Source organism: Alkalihalophilus pseudofirmus (assembly GCF_029094545.1).
Lineage (GTDB): Bacteria > Bacillota > Bacilli > Bacillales > Bacillaceae_D > Alkalihalophilus > Alkalihalophilus pseudofirmus.
This window is the reverse complement of the sequence record NZ_CP117835.1, coordinates 3322552-3347686: the sequence shown is the minus strand read 5'-3', so window position 1 is coordinate 3347686 and position 25135 is coordinate 3322552. Positions and strand designations below refer to the sequence as shown.

The 25135-nt window shown below is 40.4% G+C and carries 23 protein-coding genes and 1 other annotated feature; of the genes, 15 read left to right on the top strand and 8 right to left on the bottom strand.

The genetic code is table 11. The features are described from left to right. Positions 1 to 18 precede the first annotated feature (18 nt). Entirely contained in the window at positions 19 to 549 is a 531-nt protein-coding gene (locus PQ478_RS17670; RefSeq protein WP_289235019.1) for a phosphatase PAP2 family protein, read from the bottom strand. A 190-nt stretch (positions 550 to 739) separates the two neighbouring features. Continuing rightward, complete coding sequence (locus tag PQ478_RS17665; protein ID WP_075683787.1) at positions 740 to 1267, bottom strand: gamma carbonic anhydrase; 528 nt, start codon at positions 1265 to 1267, stop codon at positions 740 to 742. A 117-nt stretch (positions 1268 to 1384) separates the two neighbouring features. Between PQ478_RS17665 and PQ478_RS17660 the strand changes: the two genes are divergently transcribed. The 3 genes from PQ478_RS17660 to PQ478_RS17650 all read left to right on the top strand — a co-directional run bounded on the left by PQ478_RS17660 (position 1385) and on the right by PQ478_RS17650 (position 4319). Next, complete coding sequence (locus tag PQ478_RS17660) at positions 1385 to 2167, top strand: alpha/beta hydrolase (RefSeq protein WP_075683786.1); 783 nt, start codon at positions 1385 to 1387, stop codon at positions 2165 to 2167. 185 nt (positions 2168 to 2352) lie between these two features. Then, positions 2353 to 3405 carry a tetraprenyl-beta-curcumene synthase family protein gene (locus PQ478_RS17655; protein ID WP_075683785.1) on the top strand — a complete coding sequence of 351 codons (1053 nt, stop codon included), beginning with the start codon at positions 2353 to 2355 and terminating at the stop codon, positions 3403 to 3405. A gap of 65 nt (positions 3406 to 3470) precedes the next feature. After that, the gene (locus PQ478_RS17650; RefSeq protein WP_289235018.1) at positions 3471 to 4319 is read left to right on the top strand and encodes an SDR family oxidoreductase; all 849 of its coding nucleotides are present in this window, start codon (positions 3471 to 3473) and stop codon (positions 4317 to 4319) included. Between the two features lie 50 nt (positions 4320 to 4369). On the opposite strand, the gene PQ478_RS17645 is transcribed toward PQ478_RS17650, so the two are convergent. The 3 genes from PQ478_RS17645 to mnmL all read right to left on the bottom strand — a co-directional run bounded on the left by PQ478_RS17645 (position 4370) and on the right by mnmL (position 6618). Continuing rightward, positions 4370 to 4936 (bottom strand): beta-class carbonic anhydrase, encoded by a 567-nt coding sequence (locus tag PQ478_RS17645; protein ID WP_289235017.1) that lies wholly within the window; start codon positions 4934 to 4936, stop codon positions 4370 to 4372. A 128-nt stretch (positions 4937 to 5064) separates the two neighbouring features. Beyond that, positions 5065 to 5637: a tRNA 5-(aminomethyl)-2-thiouridylate-methyltransferase MnmM gene (gene mnmM / locus PQ478_RS17640; RefSeq protein ID WP_289235016.1), complete on the bottom strand. Its 573-nt coding sequence runs from the start codon at positions 5635 to 5637 to the stop codon at positions 5065 to 5067. Continuing rightward, entirely contained in the window at positions 5638 to 6618 is a 981-nt protein-coding gene (gene mnmL / locus PQ478_RS17635) for a tRNA modification radical SAM protein MnmL/YtqA (protein ID WP_289235015.1), read from the bottom strand. A 222-nt stretch (positions 6619 to 6840) separates the two neighbouring features. Between mnmL and PQ478_RS17630 the strand changes: the two genes are divergently transcribed. Next, positions 6841 to 8049 (top strand): MDR family MFS transporter, encoded by a 1209-nt coding sequence (locus PQ478_RS17630; protein WP_289235014.1) that lies wholly within the window; start codon positions 6841 to 6843, stop codon positions 8047 to 8049. A 68-nt stretch (positions 8050 to 8117) separates the two neighbouring features. After that, positions 8118 to 8340 (top strand) — a binding site (T-box leader). Between the two features lie 174 nt (positions 8341 to 8514). After that, the gene (gene leuS / locus PQ478_RS17625; RefSeq protein ID WP_289235013.1) at positions 8515 to 10938 is read left to right on the top strand and encodes a leucine--tRNA ligase; all 2424 of its coding nucleotides are present in this window, start codon (positions 8515 to 8517) and stop codon (positions 10936 to 10938) included. Between the two features lie 666 nt (positions 10939 to 11604). Here the strand turns inward: leuS and PQ478_RS17620 are convergent. Beyond that, positions 11605 to 12873 (bottom strand): BaiN/RdsA family NAD(P)/FAD-dependent oxidoreductase, encoded by a 1269-nt coding sequence (locus PQ478_RS17620; protein ID WP_289235012.1) that lies wholly within the window; start codon positions 12871 to 12873, stop codon positions 11605 to 11607. Between the two features lie 266 nt (positions 12874 to 13139). Here PQ478_RS17620 and PQ478_RS17615 point away from each other — a divergent pair, with 266 nt between their 5' ends. The 5 genes from PQ478_RS17615 (at position 13140) to PQ478_RS17595 (ending at position 18875) form a co-directional block, all read left to right on the top strand. Next, positions 13140 to 14774 carry a putative polysaccharide biosynthesis protein gene (locus PQ478_RS17615; protein ID WP_289235011.1) on the top strand — a complete coding sequence of 545 codons (1635 nt, stop codon included), beginning with the start codon at positions 13140 to 13142 and terminating at the stop codon, positions 14772 to 14774. A 260-nt stretch (positions 14775 to 15034) separates the two neighbouring features. Next, positions 15035 to 16177 carry a putative lipid II flippase FtsW gene (ftsW, locus tag PQ478_RS17610; protein WP_075683777.1) on the top strand — a complete coding sequence of 381 codons (1143 nt, stop codon included), beginning with the start codon at positions 15035 to 15037 and terminating at the stop codon, positions 16175 to 16177. Positions 16178 to 16214: 37 nt separating this feature from the next. Beyond that, a complete protein-coding gene (gene rodA, locus PQ478_RS17605) occupies positions 16215 to 17399 on the top strand; it encodes a rod shape-determining protein RodA (RefSeq protein WP_022628904.1) in 1185 nt (394 codons plus the stop codon). 55 nt (positions 17400 to 17454) lie between these two features. Then, the gene (locus PQ478_RS17600) at positions 17455 to 18120 is read left to right on the top strand and encodes an NAD(P)-binding domain-containing protein (RefSeq protein WP_289235010.1); all 666 of its coding nucleotides are present in this window, start codon (positions 17455 to 17457) and stop codon (positions 18118 to 18120) included. 38 nt (positions 18121 to 18158) lie between these two features. Then, positions 18159 to 18875, top strand: coding sequence for a pseudouridine synthase (locus PQ478_RS17595; protein ID WP_075683775.1), 717 nt, complete (start codon positions 18159 to 18161; stop codon positions 18873 to 18875). Between the two features lie 188 nt (positions 18876 to 19063). Here the strand turns inward: PQ478_RS17595 and PQ478_RS17590 are convergent, their stop codons facing one another. Beyond that, a complete protein-coding gene (locus PQ478_RS17590) occupies positions 19064 to 19282 on the bottom strand; it encodes a DeoR family transcriptional regulator (protein ID WP_012960148.1) in 219 nt (72 codons plus the stop codon). Positions 19283 to 19672: 390 nt separating this feature from the next. Here PQ478_RS17590 and pepV point away from each other — a divergent pair, with 390 nt between their 5' ends. After that, on the top strand, positions 19673 to 21076 hold the full coding sequence (pepV, locus tag PQ478_RS17585) for a dipeptidase PepV (protein WP_289235009.1): 1404 nt from the start codon (positions 19673 to 19675) through the stop codon (positions 21074 to 21076). 52 nt (positions 21077 to 21128) lie between these two features. Here pepV and cysK read toward each other — a convergent pair whose 3' ends face one another. Next, positions 21129 to 22064, bottom strand: coding sequence for a cysteine synthase A (gene cysK, locus PQ478_RS17580; RefSeq protein ID WP_075681541.1), 936 nt, complete (start codon positions 22062 to 22064; stop codon positions 21129 to 21131). A gap of 200 nt (positions 22065 to 22264) precedes the next feature. Between cysK and thpR the strand changes: the two genes are divergently transcribed. The 4 genes from thpR (at position 22265) to PQ478_RS17560 (ending at position 24982) form a co-directional block, all read left to right on the top strand. Next, positions 22265 to 22831 carry an RNA 2',3'-cyclic phosphodiesterase gene (gene thpR / locus PQ478_RS17575; RefSeq protein WP_289235008.1) on the top strand — a complete coding sequence of 189 codons (567 nt, stop codon included), beginning with the start codon at positions 22265 to 22267 and terminating at the stop codon, positions 22829 to 22831. 4 nt (positions 22832 to 22835) lie between these two features. Continuing rightward, positions 22836 to 23243, top strand: a complete 408-nt coding sequence (locus tag PQ478_RS17570) for a CidA/LrgA family protein (protein WP_289235007.1) — start codon at positions 22836 to 22838, stop codon at positions 23241 to 23243. After that, positions 23236 to 23913, top strand: coding sequence for an LrgB family protein (locus tag PQ478_RS17565; protein ID WP_289235006.1), 678 nt, complete (start codon positions 23236 to 23238; stop codon positions 23911 to 23913). Before PQ478_RS17570 ends, PQ478_RS17565 begins: the two co-directional genes overlap by 8 nt. Before the next feature lie 133 nt (positions 23914 to 24046). Continuing rightward, on the top strand, positions 24047 to 24982 hold the full coding sequence (locus PQ478_RS17560; protein WP_075681533.1) for an NERD domain-containing protein: 936 nt from the start codon (positions 24047 to 24049) through the stop codon (positions 24980 to 24982). Positions 24983 to 25135: the final 153 nt, after the last annotated feature.

Below are 25135 nucleotides of genomic sequence, written 5' to 3'. Positions count from 1 at the left end.
TTCATCCTCCTATCGATCTCAACTCATCAAAGCAGCAACTGCTGCATAAAAAAGTACACCACTTACAAACCCAAGTCCCCATCCGGCCATAACATCAGAAGGGTAATGCAGCCCAAGACTAATGCGTGAGATGCCAACAAGAAATGACGTAATTAAAAAGAAAATAGAATAGGCTGGGAACATCAACATAAAAGGCGTGCAGGCTGCTATGGCTGCTGTTGTATGTCCAGATGGAAACGAATGATCTTTTAAAGGCTTTTTTACTACATGGGATTCTTTGAGAGATACATAAGGTCTGTATCTAGGGGTACGGTGTTTTATACCCCTGACAATAAGGTGGCTTGTGATTAATGCAGCCATGGCAGCTATACTGGCTGTAAACATATCACCCGATGTGAGGAGCAATAAACTGAGTAAAGAAATAATAGTTAATGGAGCGCTGCCCAAGTGAGTGATATACTGCATCGGCAGCATGAGGCGGTGATTCTTATTAATTAAATAAAACAGCTGGCAGTCCGTTTCATACAACCAAGATTTATTTATGATCATCTTCATTCCCCCTCTCTATTTTCTTATAGTGTAAGGGGGAATTATTGAGTTACTATCAAGGGAAGGTAAATGTATTGTTTAGAAGTGTGAAGGCGTCTTAACGACTTTAGACAGGAGGCGGCATATTTTATGAGAACATGACAAAAAACCTTCTATCTTGAGTAGATGCAAGATAAAAGGTTTTGATCATTTATTTTTTATTTACTTCTGATTGCACTTGTTTGTAGTGCTGACCTTTTTCTACGTATTCCCGCCTAATTCTTGCCATGTCTGCTAGATCCTCATCCGTTAAATCACGGACTACTTTAGCAGGACGACCGAATGCGAGGGTATTAGGTGGGATTTTCTTTCCTTGAGGGACAAGACTTCCGGCACCGATAAATGCACCCTCGCCGATTTCAGCTCCATCAAGAATAATCGACCCCATTCCGATGAGGGCATTTCTTCTAATGGTGCAGCTATGTAGAAGGACCTGGTGGCCTACAGTGACATCATCTTCAATAATAAGCGGGTATTTAGGGCTTTGGTGAAGCATGGATTGATCTTGAATATTCACACGTTCGCCAATAATGGTTGGAGACACATCACCGCGGATCACAGTTTGATACCATATACTGCTCATTGCTCCAATGGTAACATCGCCGGTGATTGTGACATAATCAGCAATAAAAGCGCTCTCATCAATTTTAGGCCATTTCCCCTCGTATGGATAAATCATTTTATACACATCCTTTTGATTTGATAAAAAAACAGCTATACTAATTTTAACGTAAATATCATAGAGGTGGAAACGAATATAAAAAAAGAGAAGAAATGAAGTTAGGGGGAATCAATTATGTGGAAATCAGAGATTTCTGAGCCGCGTGGTGTAGTCGTAATGGTACACGGAGCCGGTGAGCATCACGGGAGATATATGTGGCTTGCTAAGAAGTGGAATGACCACGGCTTTGATGTGGTGATGGGAGACTTGCCAGGTCAAGGGAAGACAAGAGGTACAAGAGGCCATGTGCAATCATTTAATCAGTATTTAGATGCGGTTGATGAATGGATGCTTGAGGCAAAAAAGAAAGAATTACCGATTATTTTGTTTGGCCATAGTATGGGAGGTCTTGTTTGTGTTCGTTCGTTAATGGAGCGTAATCATACTCATATTACTGGAGTAATCTTATCTTCACCTTGCTTAGGATTAAGCAGCCCCCCTCCAAAAACAAAGGCATTGGCTACAAAGCTTTTGCACAGAGTCGCACCAACCTTCAGTGCTAAATCTGGATTGCGTACTGAGCATTGTACGCGCAATGAAGAAGTACGTGAAGCTTATTTGAAAGATGAACTGCGTGTAACGAGGGTGACCGCTAGGTGGTATCAAGAGCTGACGAAAGCGATGCACCTTGCCAACCGCTATCCTGAAAAAATGCCGAATCTGCCTATATTAGTGATGCAGTCTGGAGAAGATTATATTGTCGATCAAATCGCTGTAAGGGACTGGTTTGATCATTTACTTTTAACTGAAAAGAGTTATAAAGAATGGGAAGGGCTGTATCATGAAATTTTTAATGAGCCGGAAAGAGAAGATGTATTCAGGTATGCCATCGGATTTGTAAACATCCTCCTTCCATAGAATGACTCTTACAAGAAAGCTTTAACAAGGCTTTCTTTTTTTGTGTAAGCAATAATTATAAGCAATAAGCAGCGGCCGGCGGAATTTATGAGGATGCTTTGACATTAACGGTAGATTTATTGTTGCTTGCTTTTTTTTGTGCTAAGGTACTAATTATGGAAAGTGAATGGAGGAGAACACTTCATATGAAAGTCCCTACAAAACCGATTCCGATTTTAATGAATATTTATCGTGATGTTGTCCCTACTGTAAATCGTTATTTTAATCAATGGATAGAAAAGGCACAGACGATTCCTGATGATGAATTGCGCTCACAAGCCTTAGATGCCTTAAGTAAAAAGAAATTTCATTGCGAAGGGGGAGGAGTGTTTGGATTAGTTGCTAGAGATCGTTTTGATGAATTAATCCAATTTATCATTGCTTATCAGATTATGTGCGATTACTTAGACAACTTATGTGACCAAAGCGACTCGCTCGACCCTAAAGACTTTCGCGCCCTACATAATGCGTTGCTTACAGCCCTGACACCAGGGGCACCGCTTGAGAATAACTATGAGTTCCGTAACGAGCAAGAAGATGGCGGTTACTTACACGCGCTGATAGAGACTTGTCAGCAAATCCTATCAACCTTCCCGTCTTTTGAAAAGATGCAGCCTGCTATGCTTGAGTTAAGCGGATACTATTGTGATCTGCAAGTGTATAAACATGTGAAAAAAGAAGACAGGATTCCTATGCTTAAAGCTTGGTATGAGCGTCATCGTCATAAGATGCCTGAGATGACCTGGTATGAATTTTCAGCTTGTACAGCCTCTACGTTAGGTGTATACGCACTAGCTACGTATTCAACAAAACCTAATATGACGAGTGAGACTGCTGAAACAATTAAAGCCGGGTACTTCCCTTGGGTTCAAGGATTTCATATTTTACTTGATTATTTTATTGATCAAGAAGAAGACATTGCTGATGATGAGCTTAACTTCCTATTTTACTATGACAGCGAAGAGGAAATGATTGAGCGCTTTCGCTATTTTGTCAAAAAGGCAGAAGAAAGTCTTTCAACCCTCCCAGATCCTAAATTCCACCGTATGATTTATCAAGGGATTATTGCCATCTATTTATCTGATGAAAAAGTGCAGGGAAATAAAGAGATGAAGAAAAAGTCGAAAAAAATGATCAAGACCGGCGGACTTCCTACCTTTATTTTTTATTTGAACAGCTGGGTTTTTAGAAGAAGTTAAACGATAGAGATAGGCTGCAGCGAGTTAGATGGCTGCAGTTCTTTTTTTAGGAGGCGTACATTTGGATGGGACATAAAAGAGTCGTCCTTATTACAGGAGCGAACAGCGGATTTGGATTATTGTCATCATTATCGCTTGCCAAAAGGGGATGCCAAGTCATCGCAGCAGTGCGAGATGTGAAAAAGAGCAATGAACTGCTAGATAGAGCCAAGCGTGAAGGGACCAGTCATTTAATAGATGTAATTCAGCTTGATGTCACGAGAGAAGATCATATTAAAGAGGCATTTTTATATGTGGAATCGCAATATGGTCAATTAAATGTACTGGTGAATAATGCAGGGTACAGCGCAGGTGGAATGATTGAGAAGCTTGAAATAGAGGAATGGCGGAAGCAGCTAGATACGAACTTGTTTGGCGTCATCACAATGACGAAGACGTTTTTGCCGTTATTAAAGAAGGGAAAAGGAGCAAAGATCATTAATCTAGGAAGCATTAGCGGCAGAGTCGGATTTCCGGGGCTGGCACCGTATGTGACGTCCAAATTTGCTATTGGCGGATTTAGCGAATCTCTGCGTTTAGAGCTCCTTCCGCAAAATATTTATGTCTGTCTGATTGAAGCAGGTTCTTTTCAAACAAATATTTGGAACAAAGGACTGGAAAGTGTTCGTTCAAAAAAGAATGGGATGAATGATCCATTTTTTGATTCTATTTATCAGCAAGCAAAACAAACAGCAGCAGGCGCCCAAGATCCTGCTGAAGTCATTCAACTGATTGTCAAAATCTCGGAAGCAAAAAAGCCTAAGTTCCGCTATCATGCTGGTAAAGGGGTCCGACTGTTAGTGCTTTTAAAAAGCATTTTACCTTGGTCTCTTATGGAATGGTTGATTAATAAGAGGTTGATGAAGAAAAAATGATGACGCAAAATAAAGAATCCGCTGCACATAGATGGCAGCGGATTTTGTAATTATAGATGATCGTATCCATTTACAACGACATCTAATTTCCCTGTGTCAGGGCAAATGACAAGCCCGTGAACCGGAATTTGGCGAACGAATAACGGATGATTATTAATCACATCAACACTATGAGCAACATTATCTTCAACTTTAGAGAAGCCTGTTAAGAACCCTTTCACATCAATGCCCGAGTATTCAAGCGTATCCACTACATCTACGTCGAGTCCTCTCTCTTTTGCTTTCTCAAGAATGGATTCAGACTCGAGTCCTGCCATACCGCAGCCGTGGTGTCCAACTACAACGACTTCATCAGCCTGCAGCTCATAGACCGCCACTAAAATACTTCTCATAATACTTCCGAATGGGTGAGAAATAACAGCACCTGCATTACGGATAATTTTGGCATCCCCATTTTTTAGATCCATAGCCCGGTGAAGGAGTTCGACAAGACGAGTATCCATACACGTAAGGATTACAAGTTTCTTGTCTGGAAACTTCGTTGTTTGGAATGGTTCATACTGCTTTGTTTCAACAAATGATTTGTTATAGTCTAAGATCGTATCAAGAATTGTCATGATGAGTACACTCCTTCGTAATATTGAACTTATTTCCAATAAAAAGTTTGATTTATCAATCATTTCTTTTATATAAGTGTAAAGAAATCACGAAACTTGTCAACTAATCTTTTTGATACTGAACTCACTTATCTTTTTTCTATCGCAACAATGAACGGGGGATTATTCGCTTGATTAATAAACGAATAGTTTAGAACATGAGCTCTTTTTTGGTCAAGTCTTGTTACATACTCCATCAAATGATCACGTTCTGCAGCCCCTTCGGCATGTCCATGGTAAATGACAAGCACAATTATGCCTCCCTTAGGCATGAGTTCAAGTAGAGAGTCAATTGCTTTAATTGTTGTCTGAGAATGAGTCACAATCGACTTATCCCCTCCAGGAAGGTAACCCAAATTAAAAATTGCCCCTTTGACCCGACCATATTCTTCTTTTGGAATGAGAGTAGAAATATGTTCATGTCCGCTTTGGTGAAGGGTTACTCGGCTGGCAACTTCAGCCTCTTCTACTTTTAATTTTGTGTTTGTGATCGCAGTTTCTTGGATATCAACACTATACACATGGCCAGCGTTGCCAACTAAGTTTGCTAAGAATAAAGTGTCGTGCCCGTTTCCTGCAGTACAATCGACGGCAATATCACCTGGGGAGATACTTCGTTCAAGTAAAAAACGCGCAAAAGGAAGAACGCCTAATAATTTCATCTATTCTTTAACCTCCGCTTGATAAAACTTACCTTGCCAGCTGTCACGGCGCTTAAGTTCCGCTTCAATAGCATTGAATACCGACCACTTTTGAGTGCTCCACATCGGGCCGATCATTAAATCTGCAGGGCCATCTCCTGTTAATCGATGAATGACAAAGTGCGGCGGAATCACTTCAAGTTGGTCAGCAACAAGGTTTACATACTCTTCCATGCTCATGAATTCAACCAGTCCTTTTTCATATTGTTTGACCATAGGGGTTTTTTTCAAAAGGTGAAGAGAGTGGATCTTAATCCCCTGAACATCGAGCTTAGAAACTTCACGTGCTGTTTCCATCATCATCTTATGATTTTCTTTTGGGAGCCCGTTAATGATGTGAGCACACACGCGGATCCCGTGCTTTCTTAACTTTTCTACACCTTCTACATAGCATTGATAGTCATGAGCACGGTTGATAAGCTGTGCTGTCTCTTCATGAATTGTTTGTAAGCCTAGCTCTACCCATAGATAGGTTCGTTTATTTAACTCAGCCAGATACTCAACGACATCATCAGGAAGACAGTCAGGCCTTGTAGCGATAGATAAACCAACGACGCCTTCTTGCTCGAGTATCACTTCATAATATTTACGCAAGGTGCGAACCGGAGCGTATGTATTTGTGTACGCTTGGAAGTAGCCGATGTATTTGCCGCTTTTCCATTTATGGTGCATTCGTTCTTTAATGGTATTAAATTGAGTGACAAGGTCATCTGAGCGGTCACCAGCAAAATCACCAGATCCTCTTTCACTGCAAAATGTACAGCCTCCGTAAGCTGCAGACCCGTCTCTGTTAGGGCAATCAAAACCAGCATCTAGTGAAACTTTAAATACTTTCTCGCCAAAATGCTGACGTAGGTGGTTATTCCATGAATAATAGCGTTTATCGCCAAACTGTTTGAAACGCTCAGAGTCAGGGGCGTTTACTATCGATTGATTACACATATAAGTCAGCCTCTCTAAAATATTAGGTCCATTCGATTTTCTTTCATACTTGTAGCAAGATTATTGTAGCATGAGAGTCTTGGTGAAAAAAAGAAATGGCAAAGATTCAGACAGTATGTAAATACGAAAAAATGATTGCGTTCTTCAGATGATTCTACTAGTATTATTTTGGTGCTCGAAATAATGCTTCGCGTTACACGTTAGAAGAAGGAGGGCGCTATTATGCCTAAGGCTCTTTGGCTGTTAGTAGTGGCGATGGTGATTAATGTAACGGGGGCTTCTTTTTTATGGCCGCTAAATGCGATTATCATCCACCAAGAATTAGGACGCTCGTTAACAGCAGCTGGATTTATATTAATGCTTAATGCTTTCGCCGGGGTGATCGGCAACCTTATCGGCGGAAGATTGTTTGATAAAATAGGTGCCTACCGGACGATGATTTTATCTATTATTATTACAACCATAAGTGCTACGATATTGGCCTTTTTTCATAGCTATTACTTTTATATGTTTTTATTGATGGGGCTTGGATTTGGTTCTGGAATGATGTTTCCAGCGATGTATGCCTTAGCTGGCAGTCTTTGGCCTGAAGGGGGAAGAAAGCCGTTTAATGCCATGTACGTCGCGCAAAATGTAGGAGTAGCGCTCGGAACAGCATTGGTCGGGGTCGTTGCTTCTATTCAATTAACCTATGTGTTTAGCGCGAATGCTGCGATGTATGCTTTTCTGCTCGTATTCGTTATCTTTGCATTTAGGGGGATGAAGGCGAAAGCAGCTAATGCTCAAACTGCGAATGTATTTGAACAAAAGACTTCTCTCAGAAGCAATTACCGGCTTCATTCATTATTTTTGCTATCGGTTGCCTTTTTTATTTGCTGGGTTGCCTACACGCAGTGGCAGGCTAATGTGTCTGTTCATACTCAATCTCTTGGTATCTCATTGCAGCAATATAGTTTGTTTTGGACAGTGAACGGTCTAATGATCGTTTTTGCCCAGCCTGTGGTCTCATGGCTGATTAAAAGGGGTAAGATGTCCTTAAAAGGTCAAATGATTGTAGGTGTCATTATTTTTATGGCTTCTTATATCGTGCTGTCTGAAGCAACAATCTTCAGCGGATTTTTAGCTGCGATGATCATCTTGACGTTTGGTGAAATGTTTGTATGGCCGGCTGTACCGACGATAGCAAATGATTTAGCTCCGAAAGGAAAAGAGGGGTTTTATCAAGGGATTGTCAACAGTGTGTCTACTGGAGGGAAAATGATCGGACCATTACTTGGAGGAATGTTAGTTGATTTCTATTCAATGACTATTCTCATTTATGTGCTCTTAGGTATGTTTGGAATAGCAATCGTGTTTCTAATGAAATATGACACCCCTATTATTAAGAGAAACATGTCCTTGGAAAAAGAAGAGATGAACCTGCCGAGTTAAATCGGAATATAGTGTTGTTAAAGCTTGACATCGAACGATTCACTTCATACAATACTAATTAAGTTCATATTAAGACGTTTAGAAGGAGTAGTAATGATATCTGGGAAATAAGAGAGCAGACGGCTGCTGAAAGTCTGCCAGAAGGATATGATGAACTCGCCTTTTAGTTTTGAGAGTGAAAAATGTAGTAATTCTCAACGGGTCACGTCCGTTAAGCGTGCTGAGCGAACAAGTAATGTTACTTGTTAATTTGGGTGGTACCGCGGGAATAACACAACTCTCGTCCCTGACTATTGTTAGGGGCGGGAGTTTTTTGTTTCTTAAAATCATTAGCGATTTAAAATCTTGTGATTTCAATTTAACCCTAATCGTTCGATTGAAAATGAGGTTGCGTGGCAATCATGAATAGATAGCTCAAGCAGGCAGGATGACAACAATACGTATAAACTCAAAGGAGGAAAAGATATGTCGTTTTCACATTTAGACATTGAAAAAAAGTGGCAAAAGCATTGGGAAGAAAATAAAACGTTCAAAACAACAGAAGAGGCAGATAAGCCAAAGTTTTATGCTTTAGATATGTTTCCATTCCCATCAGGAGCTGGCCTGCATGTTGGTCACCCAGAAGGCTATACGGCAACAGATATTCTATCACGTATGAAAAGAATGCAAGGGTATAACGTGCTTCATCCAATGGGCTGGGATGCATTTGGACTTCCGGCAGAGCAATATGCACTAGACACGGGAAACGATCCAGCTGAATTTACGCTGAAAAATATTGATACGTTCCGCCGTCAAATTAAGTCACTTGGTTTCTCTTATGATTGGGACCGAGAAGTGAATACGATTGACCCTGATTATTATAAATGGACACAATGGATCTTCTTAAAGCTTTATGAAAAAGGGTTGGCTTACATTGATGAAGTAGCTGTAAACTGGTGCCCTGCTCTTGGAACAGTACTTGCGAATGAAGAAGTTATTGACGGGAAAAGTGAGCGCGGGGGGCACCCTGTAGAACGTCGTCCGATGAAACAATGGATGCTGAAAATTACAGCTTATGCTGACCGCTTGTTAGAAGACCTTGATGAGCTTGATTGGTCAGAAAGCATCAAAGATATGCAGCGCAACTGGATCGGCCGTTCAGAAGGGGCTGAGGTGACATTTAAAGTAGACGGACACGACGCGGAGAAAGTTGATGTATTCACGACTCGTCCGGATACATTATTTGGCGCAACTTATATGGTGCTTGCTCCTGAACATAAGCTGGTAGATGTAATTACAACAGCAGAACAACAAGAAGCTGTTGAGAAGTATAAAAAACAAGTGGCATTAAAGAGTGATTTAGAGCGTACAGAGCTTTCTAAAGAAAAGACGGGCGTATTTACAGGTGCATTTGCTGTAAACCCTGCCAACGGTAAACGTATTCCGATCTGGATTGCTGATTACGTACTTGTAAGCTACGGTACTGGAGCAATTATGGCTGTTCCGGCTCATGATGAGCGTGATTATGAGTTCGCTAAGACGTTTGACCTTGAAATTATTGAAGTAGTAGCTGGCGGAGACGTTCGAAAAGAGGCTTATACAGGTGACGGGGAGCATGTAAATTCTGACTTCCTTAACGGCCTTGATAAAGAAGCTGCTATTACAAATATGATTGAATGGCTTGAAGCGAATCATTACGGAACGAAAAAAGTAACGTACCGTCTACGTGACTGGTTATTCAGCCGCCAGCGTTACTGGGGTGAGCCAATTCCTATGATTCACTGGGAAGACGGTTCAATGACACCGGTCGCTTATGAAGAACTGCCATTAACTTTGCCAAAAATGGATGAGATCAAGCCGTCTGATACAGGAGAATCACCGCTTGCTAACCATAAAGAATGGCTTGAAGTGACAGATCCTAAAACGGGCATGAAGGGCAGACGCGAAACAAACACAATGCCTAACTGGGCAGGAAGCTGCTGGTATTATCTTCGCTACATCGATCCAAACAACAGCGAAGCCCTAGCAGATCCTGAAAAATTAAAGCAATGGCTGCCTGTAGATATTTATATTGGCGGAGCAGAGCATGCGGTTCTTCACTTGTTGTATGCACGCTTCTGGCACAAGTTCCTTTACGACCTTGGAGTTGTGCCAACGAAAGAGCCGTTTCAAAAGCTTTATAACCAAGGAATGATTCTTGGTGAAAACAATGAGAAGATGAGTAAATCAAAAGGAAACGTAGTTAATCCTGATGATATCGTTGATAGCCATGGTGCAGATACACTGCGTTTATACGAGATGTTCATGGGACCTCTTGATGCATCGATCGCTTGGTCTACAAACGGCTTAGACGGAGCACGCAGATTCTTAGATCGTGTATGGCGTCTATTTATCGATGAAAAGACAAACGAGTTGAACCCTGCAATCACAGATACAAAAGGAACAGATGAATTTATCCGTACGTACCACCAAACGGTCAAAAAAGTGACGGAAGACTTTGCAGCGCTTCGCTTTAACGTTGGAATTTCTCAAATGATGGTGTTCATCAATGATGCCTACAAACAAGAGAAGCTTCCACGTGAGTTAATGGAAGGCTTTGTTAAGCTTCTAGCGCCACTCGCTCCTCACATTGCAGAAGAGCTTTGGGAGAAGTTTGGACACAACGAAACCATCACATATGCTGAGTGGCCAACATACGAAGAATCACTTCTTGTTGAAAATGAAGTAGAAGTAGTTGTTCAAATTAACGGTAAAGTACGTGCAAAGCTTGTAATTCCAGCAGACGCATCACGCGATCAAATGGAAGAAATCGCAAAGAATGACGACAAAGTTCAAGAAGCAATCGGCGGCAAAACGGTAAGAAAAATTATCGCCGTCCCAGGAAAGCTGGTTAATATTGTAGTAGGGTAAAAGGAAAAGAGTAAGCTACTGTTCTGGCATGCGGTAAAATAAGGGGAGACAAACAGAAGTCCGAACTTAGACTTCGTTTGACTCACCGTTTTTACCCGCAGGGCAAGGAGCTGAAGCTAGACAATGAGAAAAGTGTAAGCGACTGTTCTGGCATGCGGTAAATTGAGGGGAGACAAACAGAAGTCCGAACTTAGACTTCGTTTGACTCACCGTTTTTACCCGCAGGGCAAGGAGCTGAAGCTAGACAATGAGAAAAGTGTAAGCGACTGTTCTGGCGGAAGCCGCTCAGCCGGTTGCTGAAGCGCAATTATAAGTTTTCAAGTTGTTTATGCGTCGGTTCAACTGAGATATGCGTCGATGCCAGATGGTTATGTATGATTTCAGCACCCAATTGCGCCGATTCATTAAAGAACAAAGAGGAGCTGTCCACAAGGGCAGCTCCTCTTTTCTTTTATCATTAAATGAATGAATATTCAATCACATATTATATCCACATAAATTTGTTAATAAAGAAAGCGTTATCAACAAATTTTCAGAAAATACTAACAGACTGTGTATAACTTGTGGGTAAAAAACGAGTTATACACAGTCTGTTGAAATCTAAACGGACAAATATTGGTTTATTAAGGGGAGTGATCTGTGGAATTGTGAATAACTTAAATTCCCCTATAATGAGCTGACTAGCTCGCCTGCTGCTTTTCCAGCCGTGTAGCCAGTAGAGAAGGCGCAGGTAATATTATATCCTCCTGTATATCCATGAATATCTAATACTTCTCCGCAGAAGAAGAGACCTTGCTTCTTCTTAGACTGCATCGTTTTCGGTTCTACTTCTTTAACAGAAACGCCTCCGCCTGTAACAAACGCTTTTTCTATAGAGAGCGTACCGTTTGCTTTAAAAGAAAAGGCCTTACAGAAGCCGGAAATGTCACGTAAGCGGTCATGTGAAAAAGTGTTAGCTGCCTGAGTACTATCTAGGTCCAGCTGCTCGAACATAAATAAAAGAAAACGTTCAGGTACAAAGCCTTTTAATAAGTTCTTTAAGGATTTTTTTGGTTCCTCTTTGACGCGTTTCACTAAATCTTGAAAGAGCATTTCTTTATTAGTGTCAGGAAAAAGGTCAATTTGCATTTCAATGGTCTTAACGGAAAACTTCTTTAATGCTTTAACCACATACTGGCTGCAGCGAAGAGCAGCCGGACCGGAAATTCCAAAGTGAGTAAAAATCATATCACCGTCATGGGTTTTGATCAATTTTCCTTTAGGGTTTATAACAGAGAGATGAACGTCTCTAAGGGACAAGCCTTGGAGCTGCTTTTGCTTAATAAAGCGCTCATTTGATGTGATTGGAACTTCTGTAGGGTAGAGTTCTGTAATCGTATGTCCAGCTTCCTCTGCCCACGGGTATGCATCACCAGTACTGCCGGTATGAGGTACTGATTTACCGCCTGTAGCGACGATAACAGCATCAGCCTCGAGAGTTTCACCATTTTGTAATTGAACAGAGTGGACTTTTTCCTCGTTAAATTGCAGGGATTTTACTCCTGTATTTGTTCGGATATTGACATTCAGTGCACGAATACGATTTAGAAGAGTAGAGACAACAGTCGTTGCTTTATCATTAACCGGAAACATTCTGCCTCGGTCTTCTTCTTTTAACTCGATACCAAGCCCTTCAAAGAAGGTAATAATGTCTTCATTATTAAAGACAGAAAACGGGCTGTGCATAAACCGGCCATTTCCAGGGATGTGAGCAATTAATTCTTGCAAGTCCATTCTGTTTGTCACATTGCAGCGGCCGCCTCCTGAAATAGCCAGCTTTCGACCAAGTTTATTTCCTTTATCAAGAAGCGTCACATTTGCTCCATGTTCCGCTGCAGCAATAGAAGCCATTAGCCCGGCTGGACCGCCGCCAATGACAATTACATGTTTATTCATTTATATCACCTTATTTATCTTCATTTGATTGTTTTAGAGTAGCATCTTTTATAGGCAAAAGGAAGTTTGTCTTGATATGTCGCACATTTTAATGAATGGAAGTTTTATCTCAAATGCAGTTATTTCTCGAATAGACTTTTTTATATAATTACTAAATATTTAGTGTGTCTCTATGCTACAATGCTTACTAGTGTTAAATATCGTTTTTAGAAGTGAAAAATAGAGGTGTTTGTTACGAAGTGTTCTAGTAAAAGTAGGAGGAAAAGATGGCTGATCAAAAATTAATGCGTGGCACAATGGTTCTAACGGCTGCGACGCTTATCTCGAAGATCCTTGGTTTTGTCTATATTGTTCCGTTTTCTGCGCTGGTAGGACAAGTAGGTCTTGCTTTATATGGATACGGATATGCACAATATGTAGTCATATTAAGTTTAGCTACACTCGGTGTTCCTTTAGCCGTATCTAAGTTTGTTTCTAAATATCATTCACTAGGAGATTATGAAACCGGTCATCGATTATTCAAATCTGGCTTATTATTTATGTCTATTACAGGGTTTCTAGCGTTTCTGACGCTGTTTCTGTTGGCGCCTGTTTTGGCACCTAGTATTCTTCCTGTTGAAAAGCCTGGCGGTAACACTCAAGCAGATGTTATTTTCACCATCCGTATGGTCAGTGTTGCGCTGATCATTGTCCCGGTGATGGCTGTTATTCGAGGGTATTTCCAAGGGTTTCAATCCATGGGGCCGACAAGTGTGTCACAAGTAGTTGAACAAGTTGTTCGTATTTCTTTTATCCTTGCAATGGCCTTTATAATTGTAGGGGTTGGGGATGGCAGTATCGGTCTAGCCGTCGGATTTGCTACATTCGGCGCCTTTGTCGGAGGGCTTGGCGGACTTGCGGTTCTTTTATATTATTGGTTTAAACGAAGGAAGCATATTTTAAAGCAAGTAGAAGAAAGTACGATAAGGCATGACTTAACGCTTCCTCAAATGTATAAGGAACTGATTGCTTATGCACTGCCTTTATCATTTGTTGGCTTGGCCATTCCTTTGTTTCAGTATGTTGATTTATTTACCGTAAATAACGCTCTTTCAGGTACTTCTTATGAGGCAGTTTCCGAGGCATTCTTTGGAGCGCTAAATCAATCTGTCCATAAAATTGTGCTTATACCGATGGCTTTAGCAACGGCATTGTCGATTACATTAGTGCCGACGATTACGAAGTCTTTTACTTCTGGTGATCACGATGCCTTGCAGCGTCAAATCACTCAGACGTATCAGATTATTTTATTTATCTCTGTACCAGCTGCAGTAGGGATGGCAGCACTTGCTTACCCAGTGTTTGCTTCGCTTTATGGACTTGAAGATTTAGCGATTGGCGGAATGGTTTTACAATATTATGGACCTATGACGCTGCTATTCTCGCTATTTGCTGTAACAGCTGCGATTTTGCAAGGGATGAATCGTCAAAAGCAAGCAGTCTTATCTCTTGTAGCTGCATTGTTTGTTAAGTTAGCTTTAAACTATTTAATGCTGATTCTCATGGGGCCGGCTGGGGCGATTGTATCGACTTATGCTGGTTACCTAGTAGGGATTATGATTAATGTGTGGTCGATTGGCCGCTATGCGCAATTTGATTACTCCTCCATTTTTAAACGATTCCTTCTTGTATTAATGTTTTCAGGGGTCATGGCAGGAGCGGTCATATTAGCCATTAACGGACTTCAATCGTTTATGCCTCTTGATACAAGACTGAACAGCTTTATTCTTATGTTCATAGGTGTTGGGATCGGTGCTCTTGTTTATGGGTATTTAGTATACCGATCTGGTCTTGCAGAAAAAGTATTAGGCCACCGCTTTCGCTTTCTAAAACGAAAAAAGGCCGCCAAAGAGAATAGTTAAAGGAACAGGTGAGAGAAGCTGATTGCCGTGGCAGTCAGCTTTTTCAATTTTTATCTTCAATTAATGGTCTTTTAATGGTCTTTCTTTTTTTACGTAATCATGTAAAATATTGAAGGATATGATGAATCTTGTCTAAACGCCGTTATTTCGACAAGTGTTGGCAACGAAAGCCCCTTTTTCTAATTTCAGTCGTTTGATATAATGAATCAAGCTAGAACAGTCATGGAAAAAAATAAAGACTGAACAAGTTGGGGGACCGGATGAAATATTCATTTATTAAAGATAATGATTGGGTTCTTATCATTACAACGTTCCTATTAGCTGGGTTCGGTCTGTTAATGGTATTTAGCTCAAGTTATGTATTGGCGATTGATAAGTTTAACAATCCTTATCATTTTATTACAAGACAAGCTGTGTGGTTCTTGCTTGCCATACCAGCTTTTTTATTCTTCATGCACTTTCCATACCGGCTATATAGAAAGCTTGCCATAGTTATTGTCGGGTTTATGGTATTATCCTTAATCCTTGTTAAAACCCCGTTAGGTCATGAAGTAGGAGGGGCCCAGCGCTGGATTCGTATTGGTCCGCTTAATTTGCAGCCCTCAGAATTTGTGAAGATCGGAATTGTCATTTACCTTGCACATGTCTATTCCAAAAAACAAGTGTACATTGATCAGTTTATCAAAGGGGTTCTTCCGCCGCTCGTTGTGGTTGCGGTTATTTTTGGACTGATTATGCTTCAGCCAGACCTAGGTACTGCTACATCGATTTTAATGGTTTCTTTATTAATTGTTTTCTTTTCAGGGGCTAGATTTAGACATTTATTAGGGTTGGGGCTTGTAGGAGGCGGTCTGTTTGCGACCCTCGCTATTACAGAGCCTTACCGAATAAGGCGTCTTACTTCTTTTACAGATCCATTTTCCGATCAATTCGGCGATGGACTACAACTCGTTAATTCCTACATAGCCATTGCTCATGGGGGATTAACAGGTACGGGGCTTGGACAAAGTGTACAAAAGCTTCTATACTTACCTGAGGCACATACTGATTTTATTTTAGCGATTGTCTCAGAAGAATTAGGGTTTTTAGGTGTTATTTTCGTATTAGCATGTCACGGATTAATTTTGTTCCGCGGTGTTATTATTGGAACTCGCTGTAAAAGTCCATTTGGCAGTTTGCTTGCATTTGGAATTGTGTTCCAAATTGCTATTCAAGTTATTTTTAATGTGGGAGCAGTATCAGGACTCTTGCCTATTACAGGAATTCCGCTTCCGCTCGTTAGTAACGGGGGATCTTCGTTGCTTGTTACATTAGTATCAATAGCGATACTTGCAAATATATCTAGAAATAACATCCGGCAAAAGCGGCTGAACCAGCATGAAGATGAACCGTTGACTGCCTAAATGCGTATAGGTGTAGTTGTTTCGTTTGGAGGAGACAATGGAAGAACGTAAAACAAATTTGCAACAAATTGATTATACATTGCTTTTTCTCTTGTTTGTGTTGATGTGTTTTAGCCTGCTGGCTATCTATAGCGGATCTGGGCAGTATTTCAGCAGTGACCCTACCTTATTCCTAAGAAGGCAGGTCATATTCTTTGTTGCTGGTACTCTCGTCATGGCATTTGTGATGGTAATGGATTACGATTTATTTAAAAACTTTTCGATTCCGCTTTATGCAATAGGAATGATTGCACTGATGCTTGTTTCATTTACTCCGCTCGGGGTATTTAGAAACGGGTCAACGCGCTGGCTAAACCTAGGTTTTGCACAGCCGCAGCCTTCTGAATTTGTTAAGATTTTTGTTATCTTAGCTTTAGCCCATCTGCTGTACAAGATTACCACAGAGCGAAGGGAAAAAGACTTCAAATCAGATATGATTGTGGTGGCTAAAGTTCTAGCGGTAGGGCTGCCTCCATTCTTTCTCATACTTCAGCAGCCAGATCTAGGTACGGCACTTGTTATTGCAAGTATTATTGCTACAATGCTGTTAATGTCAGGTATTGCATGGAGGATTCTTGGCTTTTTAGGCTTATCTGCTGTCACGGGGATTATTTCCTTAGTCTGGCTCCACAATAATCATTTTGAAATATTTACAAAGATTATTGCACAGCATCAGCTCGAGAGAATTTATGGCTGGCTTGACCCAGAAGGATATGCGTCTGGCTACGGCTATCAGTTAACGCAGGCTATCCGTGGTATTGGTTCAGGTCAGCTTTATGGAAGCGGCTATCTACAAGGTGTGCAAACACAAAGTGATACAATACCAGAAATTCATACCGACTTTATCTTTACCGTTATCGGTGAGGAGTTTGGTTTTATAGGAGCTACTGTTTTACTTGTTACGTATTTCTTGATTTTTTATCGCATGATTATCATTGCGCTGACATGTAATAATTTATATGGTACGTATTTAGTTGCTGGTGTAATTGGGTTACTTGTGTTCCAAGTATTCCAAAACATCGCGATGACGATCGGATTAATGCCGATTACAGGTCTTGCTCTTCCGTTTATCAGCTACGGTGGTAGTTCGCTTATAACGAATATGCTGGCCGTTGGAATTGTCTTGAATGTTGGAATGCGTACCCGCCACTATATGTTCCAAACAGAAGAGATTGCTTCATAAGAGCTGTTAATCACCCGATTGCAGCTCTTTTATTATTTAAACAGGAGGGGTCAAAATGGTTATTATCATAGGCTCAGGACGTCTAGGTAAAGCGTTGCTCTCTCAAATAAAACATGACCGAGTTGGAGTGTACGGAAGAAATCAGAAGACAGTAAGGGAGCTCACAAGTCAGTATCCATTTGCAGTCCCTGTTAAAAAAGAAGAACTTAAGAAGGCAGAAATGATGCTCGTTTGTCTTCCTAAGAATGCCTATGAGGAATTCTTTACAGAGCATATCCATCACTTAGATGAAGATGTCATTATTTTTCATTTTGCCACTGCCTTATTGGAAAAAGATGTGATGCCGCTAGTAAAGGGAAGAACATTGCTTCCGTGTAAACTAGTTGGGCACGCGGCACAATTGCTGAAGGATAAGGATGGTTTATTAGCGATTCCGCCTGAATGCGGACACTTTAAAGAGAAAGTTCAAACACTCTTTCCAGCTCTCAGGGTGGAGCTGGTGAGTGAAGAGGATGTACTGGCTGCGAATAAACTCGCTACGGAAGAAACTTTGAAAATGCTTATCCAAATTGAAGCTAAAGCCAAAGAGATGAAGCTTTCAAATCAGGTAACAAAACAGATCCAAAAGCAGATTGCACCTGGTGTGGTTCGGGGGTACTTAAACAATGATCTGGGTGGATTTGCAATGTCTATTATTGATGAGTTGAAATCGAATAGTTAAAATCCACCATAAAGTAATCGATAGAAAGGTGAAGAAGGATGAGGCTAGATAAATTGCTTTCGAACATGGGATATGGTTCACGAAAAGAAGTGAAAAAAGTTCTTAAAAACGGCAGTGTACGAATTAATGAAAAGGTGATAAAAGATGGTTCATATAAAGTAGACCCTGACCAATCCGATGTGACAGTCCTTGGCGAACTGGTAGAATATAAGCCGTATGTTTACCTAATGTTAAATAAACCGCAAGGCGTCATTTCTGCTACGGAAGACAACCATCATAAAACCGTTATAGACCTGTTAGATGAATCATATCTATTATATGATCCATTCCCGGTTGGCAGGCTCGATAAAGATACGGAAGGAATGCTGCTTCTTACAAATGACGGGAAATTTTCTCACTCTTTGATGTCACCCAAGAAACATGTCAAAAAAACGTATTATGCCAAAGTAAAAGGAACCGTAACAGAAGAGGACATTGGTTTATTTAAAAATGGAGTAACCCTTGAGGATGGATACGTAACAAAACCTGCTGATTTAACCATCATTACCGCAGGAGAGCAATCGGAGATCGAATTAACGATTACTGAAGGAAAGTTTCATCAAGTAAAAAGAATGTTTGAAGCAGTAGACAAGAAAGTGACGTTTTTAAAGCGCATATCAATAGGTGGCTTGAAGCTTGATCCAAGTTTAGAAAAGGGCATGGTCCGGGAGCTGACTGAAGAAGATAAGCTGGCCTTGTTTGAAGAACTAATTTGAAGAACTAAATTGTTAATACGATCTTTAATGAAGAGAAGAATTCAAAGAACAAAATTAAAGCCACAAAAAGACGAAAGGATCTGCTCCTTTCGTCTTTTTGTGGCTTTAAGTATTATGCATGTTCTCATAGAAGTCGTTATCAATTCGTAAGGTAGTGTCCAGCATACAGCAATTTCAAGTTAAAGAAACTATGAAACGCGTGTTTTTCTGTCTGTTACGCTCCATTTTCCTCTTGAAGGACTGCTAACAAGATTATTGTACTCTAGTACATTCAAGTCACGCTGGATGGTGCGTTGGGTAATCCCGAATTCTTCAACCAATTCAGTCGTCGTGACGGTCCCCCTTTGTTTGATGTAGAGGTAAATGGATTTAATACGGGTCAGCATACGATCAGTTGAAGTTTTCAAAAAACCACTCCTTATTCATAATCATGACCTAGTCCTATAGCACATTCTATGCTTCTTTAAACATATATATGCAGGACTACAGCGGATCACTTACCGTCAGAGGGGGATGAGATGTAGATGCGTTCTTATTTTCTGGCTCTTGACTGCCAGCTAAGAGTGAGAAATGATTTCTCATCTTAACGTAATAAGAACATTACACAAATCTTGGTTGTAGTGGGTCATTTGATTTTTATCTTATAGCAAGGTAATGTTGATATTGGTTCGTGATAGTGATTTAGAAACACATGATCACATCGAACCCTCCAGACACCTATATTCTATAATAATTCTTGAAATTTAGCAAAGGTTTTGCTTGACTATTGTTTATGTATGTAAAGGAGAATCGGAAAAATGAAGATTAATTGGCTCAAAGAAGTAGAAAAAAGAAAAGATCAGTTAATAAATGAAACTCAAGAATTTCTGCGTATTAACAGTGTTTTAGATGAGTCGACGGCATCAGCAGGCCAGCCGTTTGGTAAGGGAATTGCAAACGCACTGCAACATATGTTAACAGAAGGTGAAGATCGTGGTTTTTCTGTTAAGAATCTTGATGGGTATGCGGGGTATGTAGAACATGGCTCTGGAAAAGAGAGTGTAGGTATATTATGTCATCTCGATGTGGTACCGGCAGGAACGGGGTGGACAAGCCCGCCATTTGCTGCAGAGATTCGGGAAGGGAAACTGTTTGCTAGAGGGGCAATAGATAACAAAGGTCCAACAATGGCAGCTTTTTTTGCCTTAGCCTTAGTAAAAGAATTAAATGTAGAGTTGTCAAAGCGTGTTCGGATTATTTTCGGGACGGATGAGGAAAGCAACTGGAGATGTGTAGAGCATTATTTTAAGCATGAAGAAATGCCGACAATCGGCTTCGCACCTGATGCTGACTTTCCCATTATTCATGCAGAAAAGGGAATTATGGATGTAGAACTTAAATTCTCCGAAAAAGATTCAGACGGAGAGGTTAAACTAGAAACATTTAAGTCAGGCGAACGTTTAAATATGGTGCCAGAATCTGCAGAAGTGAAGTTGAAGGGGAACGAGGAACACCTCGCTTCGATTATCAATTCATTTGCAACATTTTTAGATAAAAAAACGCTAGAAGGTTCTTTTGACCATACGAAGGAGAACCTCGTTTTATCTATATTTGGGAAGTCCGCCCATGGCTCCACACCTGAGAGAGGAATGAATGCCAGCCTTTACTTAGCAGAGTTCATGCACTCGCTTCCATTAAAAGGTATTCCGTCTTTTATTTCGCTGTTAGGAGAGAAGCTTCAAGGTGACTTTAATGGCGAAACGTTAGGTATAAATGAAGAGGATAAGGTATCTGGCCCCTTAACAATAAATGTTGGTAAAGTTTCATTTCAGCGTGGGTCTGCTTGTACAGTTGGGTTAAATATCAGGTATCCGGTGACCGCTGATGGAGATAAGATTATTCATGCATTAAAAGTGGCAGCAAAGAATAATCAAGCAGAAGTTAAGGTGATTGATCATATGACACCAAGCTATGTAGAGGGAGACCATCCTCTCATTAAAACGCTTCAAGGAGTATATGAGCGCCAAACAGGTGAGAAAGCCGATTTACTTGCGATCGGGGGAGGAACCTATGCTCGTTCACTTGATGTGGGCGTAGCCTTTGGACCGATGTTTCCTGGAAGAGAAGATGTTGCCCATCAAAAGGATGAGTACATTTTAATTGATGATTTAGTTAAATCAGCAGCTATCTATGCTGAGGCTATTTATGAGCTTGCTAAATAATAAAAGCGGAGAGATCATTAATCTCTCCGCTTTTTCTTATTAATCATTAAACTTAATCATTAAACTCGAATAAGTCAGTAGATAAATAACGCTCACCCGTATCACAAGCAATCGCTACAACCACATCCTCAGGTGATAAGCGTTTAGCTACTTCTAGCGCTGCAAAGCAAGCAGCACCTGAAGATGGACCGACGAGAATCCCTTCTTGTTGGGCAAGTTCTCGTGTAACGCGGTAAGCATCCTCATCTTCAATTTTCAAGATTTCATCATACACTTGCTCATTAAGGATAGGAGGGATAAATCCAGGACTTGTACCGACTAATTTATGAGGTCCTGGCTTGCCTCCAGATAAGACTGGTGAACCTGCAGGCTCTACTACATGAATAGAGGCCTCTGGGTAGAAACGTTTTAGTTCTTCACCTGTCCCAGTAATCGTACCGCCTGTACCTGATGCAGCTACAAAAGCAGATAATGATTCATCTACACTATCAAGCGCGGTTTTAATTTCTACAGCCGTTGTTTTGCGATGCGCATCTGAGTTTGCTTCATTTTCAAACTGCATAGGCATGTAACTATTTGGTATTTCTTTTACTAATTCATGCGCTTTTTCAATGGCACCTGGCATTTTCTTATCGCCTTCTGTCAGTACTACCTCTGCACCGTAGGCTTTTAGTAAATTAATTCGCTCTTGTGACATCGTGTCAGGCATGACTAAAATCGCACGGTATCCTTTAGCTGCGGCATTCATCGCTAAGCCAATACCTGTATTTCCGCTTGTTGGCTCAATGATGGTTGAGCCTTCCTTTAAATGACCTTGTTTCTCGGCTTCTATAATCATATTGTATGCAGCGCGGTCTTTTACACTTCCGCTTGGGTTCATCATTTCCATTTTGAGATAAACTTTGGCACCGCCTGGAGCTGGGATGCGATTTAACTTTACAAGTGGCGTTTGACCAATTAATTCTGCCATATTATTAACTACTCTCATCATTCCACATCCAATCCTGATTTCTATACGTATAGTTTATCACAGCTGTGTTTTGATTTCCTATTAACAAGATAGGAAAAGATGATAAATAAATGTTTTACTTATATTCATTCTTTCTTTTGATACAATATCATTTATAAGAGTACCCCAAAAGACAGTTCCATAAAAGGAGTTCTTAGGATGAAAAAGGCGGTCTTAGTATGAACGAACAACATTATTTTTTGTCAGTGCCAGTTAGCACGGAAATTAAAGAACTGTATGGTAAGCACTTAGCTGATTTGAAAAAACAATATCCATTTAAACAATGGCCTCATCCAGAGGATCTGCATATTACGCTCGTATTTCTAGGGGCTGTATCAACTAAGAAAAGGCAAGAATTGATTGAACAGATAAATCAGACCCTCAACTCAAGTGGGCTCTCTAGCTTTACTTTAAGGATAGGCGGGCTAAACACATTCGGTAATGAACGTTCACCACGCATTCTTTGGGCAGATGTTCATGGCAATCTAGAAAAGCTTCATAAACTCCAAAGAGAAATAAATGGTGTATCTCAAAATTTAGACCTGCGTACAGACAACAGACCGTACCGTCCACATATGACTATTGCTAAAAAATGGGTTGGACAAATGGAATTTTTATTGTCAGATGATCCATTTACTGAATCCTTTGTAGAGTGGGATATACCGTATTTTCAGCTAATTGAAATCTACCCGAAGCAAAGTCCAAAATATAAAGAAATTCAACGTTTTAATTTAGGAGGTGAATAGCCGGATGAAGGTAATCTCTTTTATGCAAGTACTCATACATATCGCTATTTTATACGGGTTTTATAGGTTAGGGGTATGGATTCAGCAAGCTTTATCATTGTCCATCCCTGGAAGTATTATAGGCATGCTTTTATTATTTATCTTGCTCGTAACAAAAATCATTCCAGTTACAAGAATTGAAAAGGGGACAACCTTTTTAATACGCCATATGCCGTTGCTTTTTATTCCTGTAACCGTAGGAGTGATGGAATATTTTGATGTCTTCCGCGGTAAAGGCTCCTTATTAATTGTCATTACACTAATAAGTACAATCTTGGTGTTTGGAATCGCAGGACTGGTTAGTCAATGGTGTATACATAAAATGGAGAATAAGCGACTGCAGCCTAATAGAAAGGAGTATAGTAATGAATGAATGGAGTATAACGATCATCATGCTTGCCTTAACGATTATCATATATGGATTTGCCAAAATCTTTTATAAACGTGTTTCTCATCCATTTACATTGCCAATTTTGACGTCTACACTATCTATTATTCTGCTATTACTTCTATTAGATATAGATTATCACTTGTACAAAGAGGGAAGCAGATGGTTAGATGAGTTACTAGGTGCTGCAGTTGTTGCTCTTGCTTATCCATTATACAAGCAGCTGCCTATGCTTAAACGGTTTATTCTCCCTATTCTTTTAAGTATTACAGTAGGTGCGTTTATCGGCGTTTTCAGCGGAGTGCTGCTATCTAGATGGCTAGGGATTGATTCTTCCATCATCGGGGCCCTTGCTCCCAAGTCTATTACCACACCCGTTGCGATGGAGATTGCTTATAATCTTGGCAGCGCTGCCCCTTTAGCTGCTGTTTTTGTCATGATAGCAGGTATAGGAGGGGCTGTGTTATCCCCTTTTTTATATAAATGGTTTAACATTACTCACCCGATCAGTAGAGGAATAGGAATGGGTTGTGCGTCCCATGCTATTGGAACGGCAAAGGCATTTGAAAATGGGGAACTAGACGGTGCCGCCAGTTCTATTGCGATGACTGTTAGTGCCATAGTAGTAGCATTAATCATTACGGTATTCTTCTAACAGGTAATCATGTAAATGTTTGGGTGAATCGTGGGAAAAAAGGGGAGTCTTGGCCTATTCATTCTAATTTTGAAGAAGGTATGGTACTATTTCTTTATTAGAATAGGTTCACCCAAGAGTCGGGGGGATAACGATGGCACATTTAATTAAACTAGAAGACTATGTTTCAAGGTATCAATCAGATCTTCACAGATACCCTAGTCAGTTTACTAGAATGAAGAAAGAACGATGGGAATTTCTGAAAACTGAATGGGAGCGTCTTCAACAGGCAGACCATACTAACATCGAGCAGTCTCAGGATGAGGTATTAATAGAAAAAGAAGGCAGCTTTTTCAGTCAAGCTGTTAGAAAGATGAAAAGCTGGAAAGCTAAGCGCAGCCAATCAAATATAGAAGAGTTAGATGTGGAGGAAGAAAAGGAAAAGATGGACCCTTCTCTTAGTCTTGAGCAAGTAAAAGAAAGGTTCTTACAGGAATTATTTCATTCACAACTAAGATGGGCAAGTTCTTCCTTACTTGAAGAATCCTCCCTCCACCCTCGTTATAAAAGAGATGAGGTCCTTCGTTTTTTTACTCAGCATCTGCCAGATAATTTCTTTGTGATGTACAGGCCCGTTTTCTATATTAAGAAAGCTCCTATTGAGTTGGATATTATTTTGATTACACCTAATGAAGTAATATGCGTGGCCCTTCTAGATGGACATGAACATAGTATATTTGAAGCGAGCTCAGAACGGTTTTGGACAGAGTATATCGACCAAACGAAAAAAAAGCGAATTAGTCCATTGCTCTCATTATCGAGAATGAGCGGTGTGATTAAACCGATCTTAGAGGCTGAAGAGTTAAGCATACCCATTCGAAAGGTAGTCTTGTCTCCGAATGGATTGATTGACGGCCACCTTACAGGTAAGAAAGTCGAATTCATTGATCAGCGTAACAAAGCAGATTGGCATTACAAGCTTGCAAAAAATCCTTCTCCAATAAAACATCAGCAATTAAAAGCAGCTGAAGTTCTCTTAGGATATACACATACGATGGCGTTTCAAAGAATGGAAAATCAGGAGACTTAACTGAAGATTACAAATAACGGATCGAGATTGAATTTAAAAGAAGAAATCCGTATAATAGGTAAGGATGTTAAACGTTCCCTATGCAAGGCATAGGGATTTTATTTGTGTATTTGATTAGCTGATATAATCGTCTTTAATCATCCGGCGGTTTAT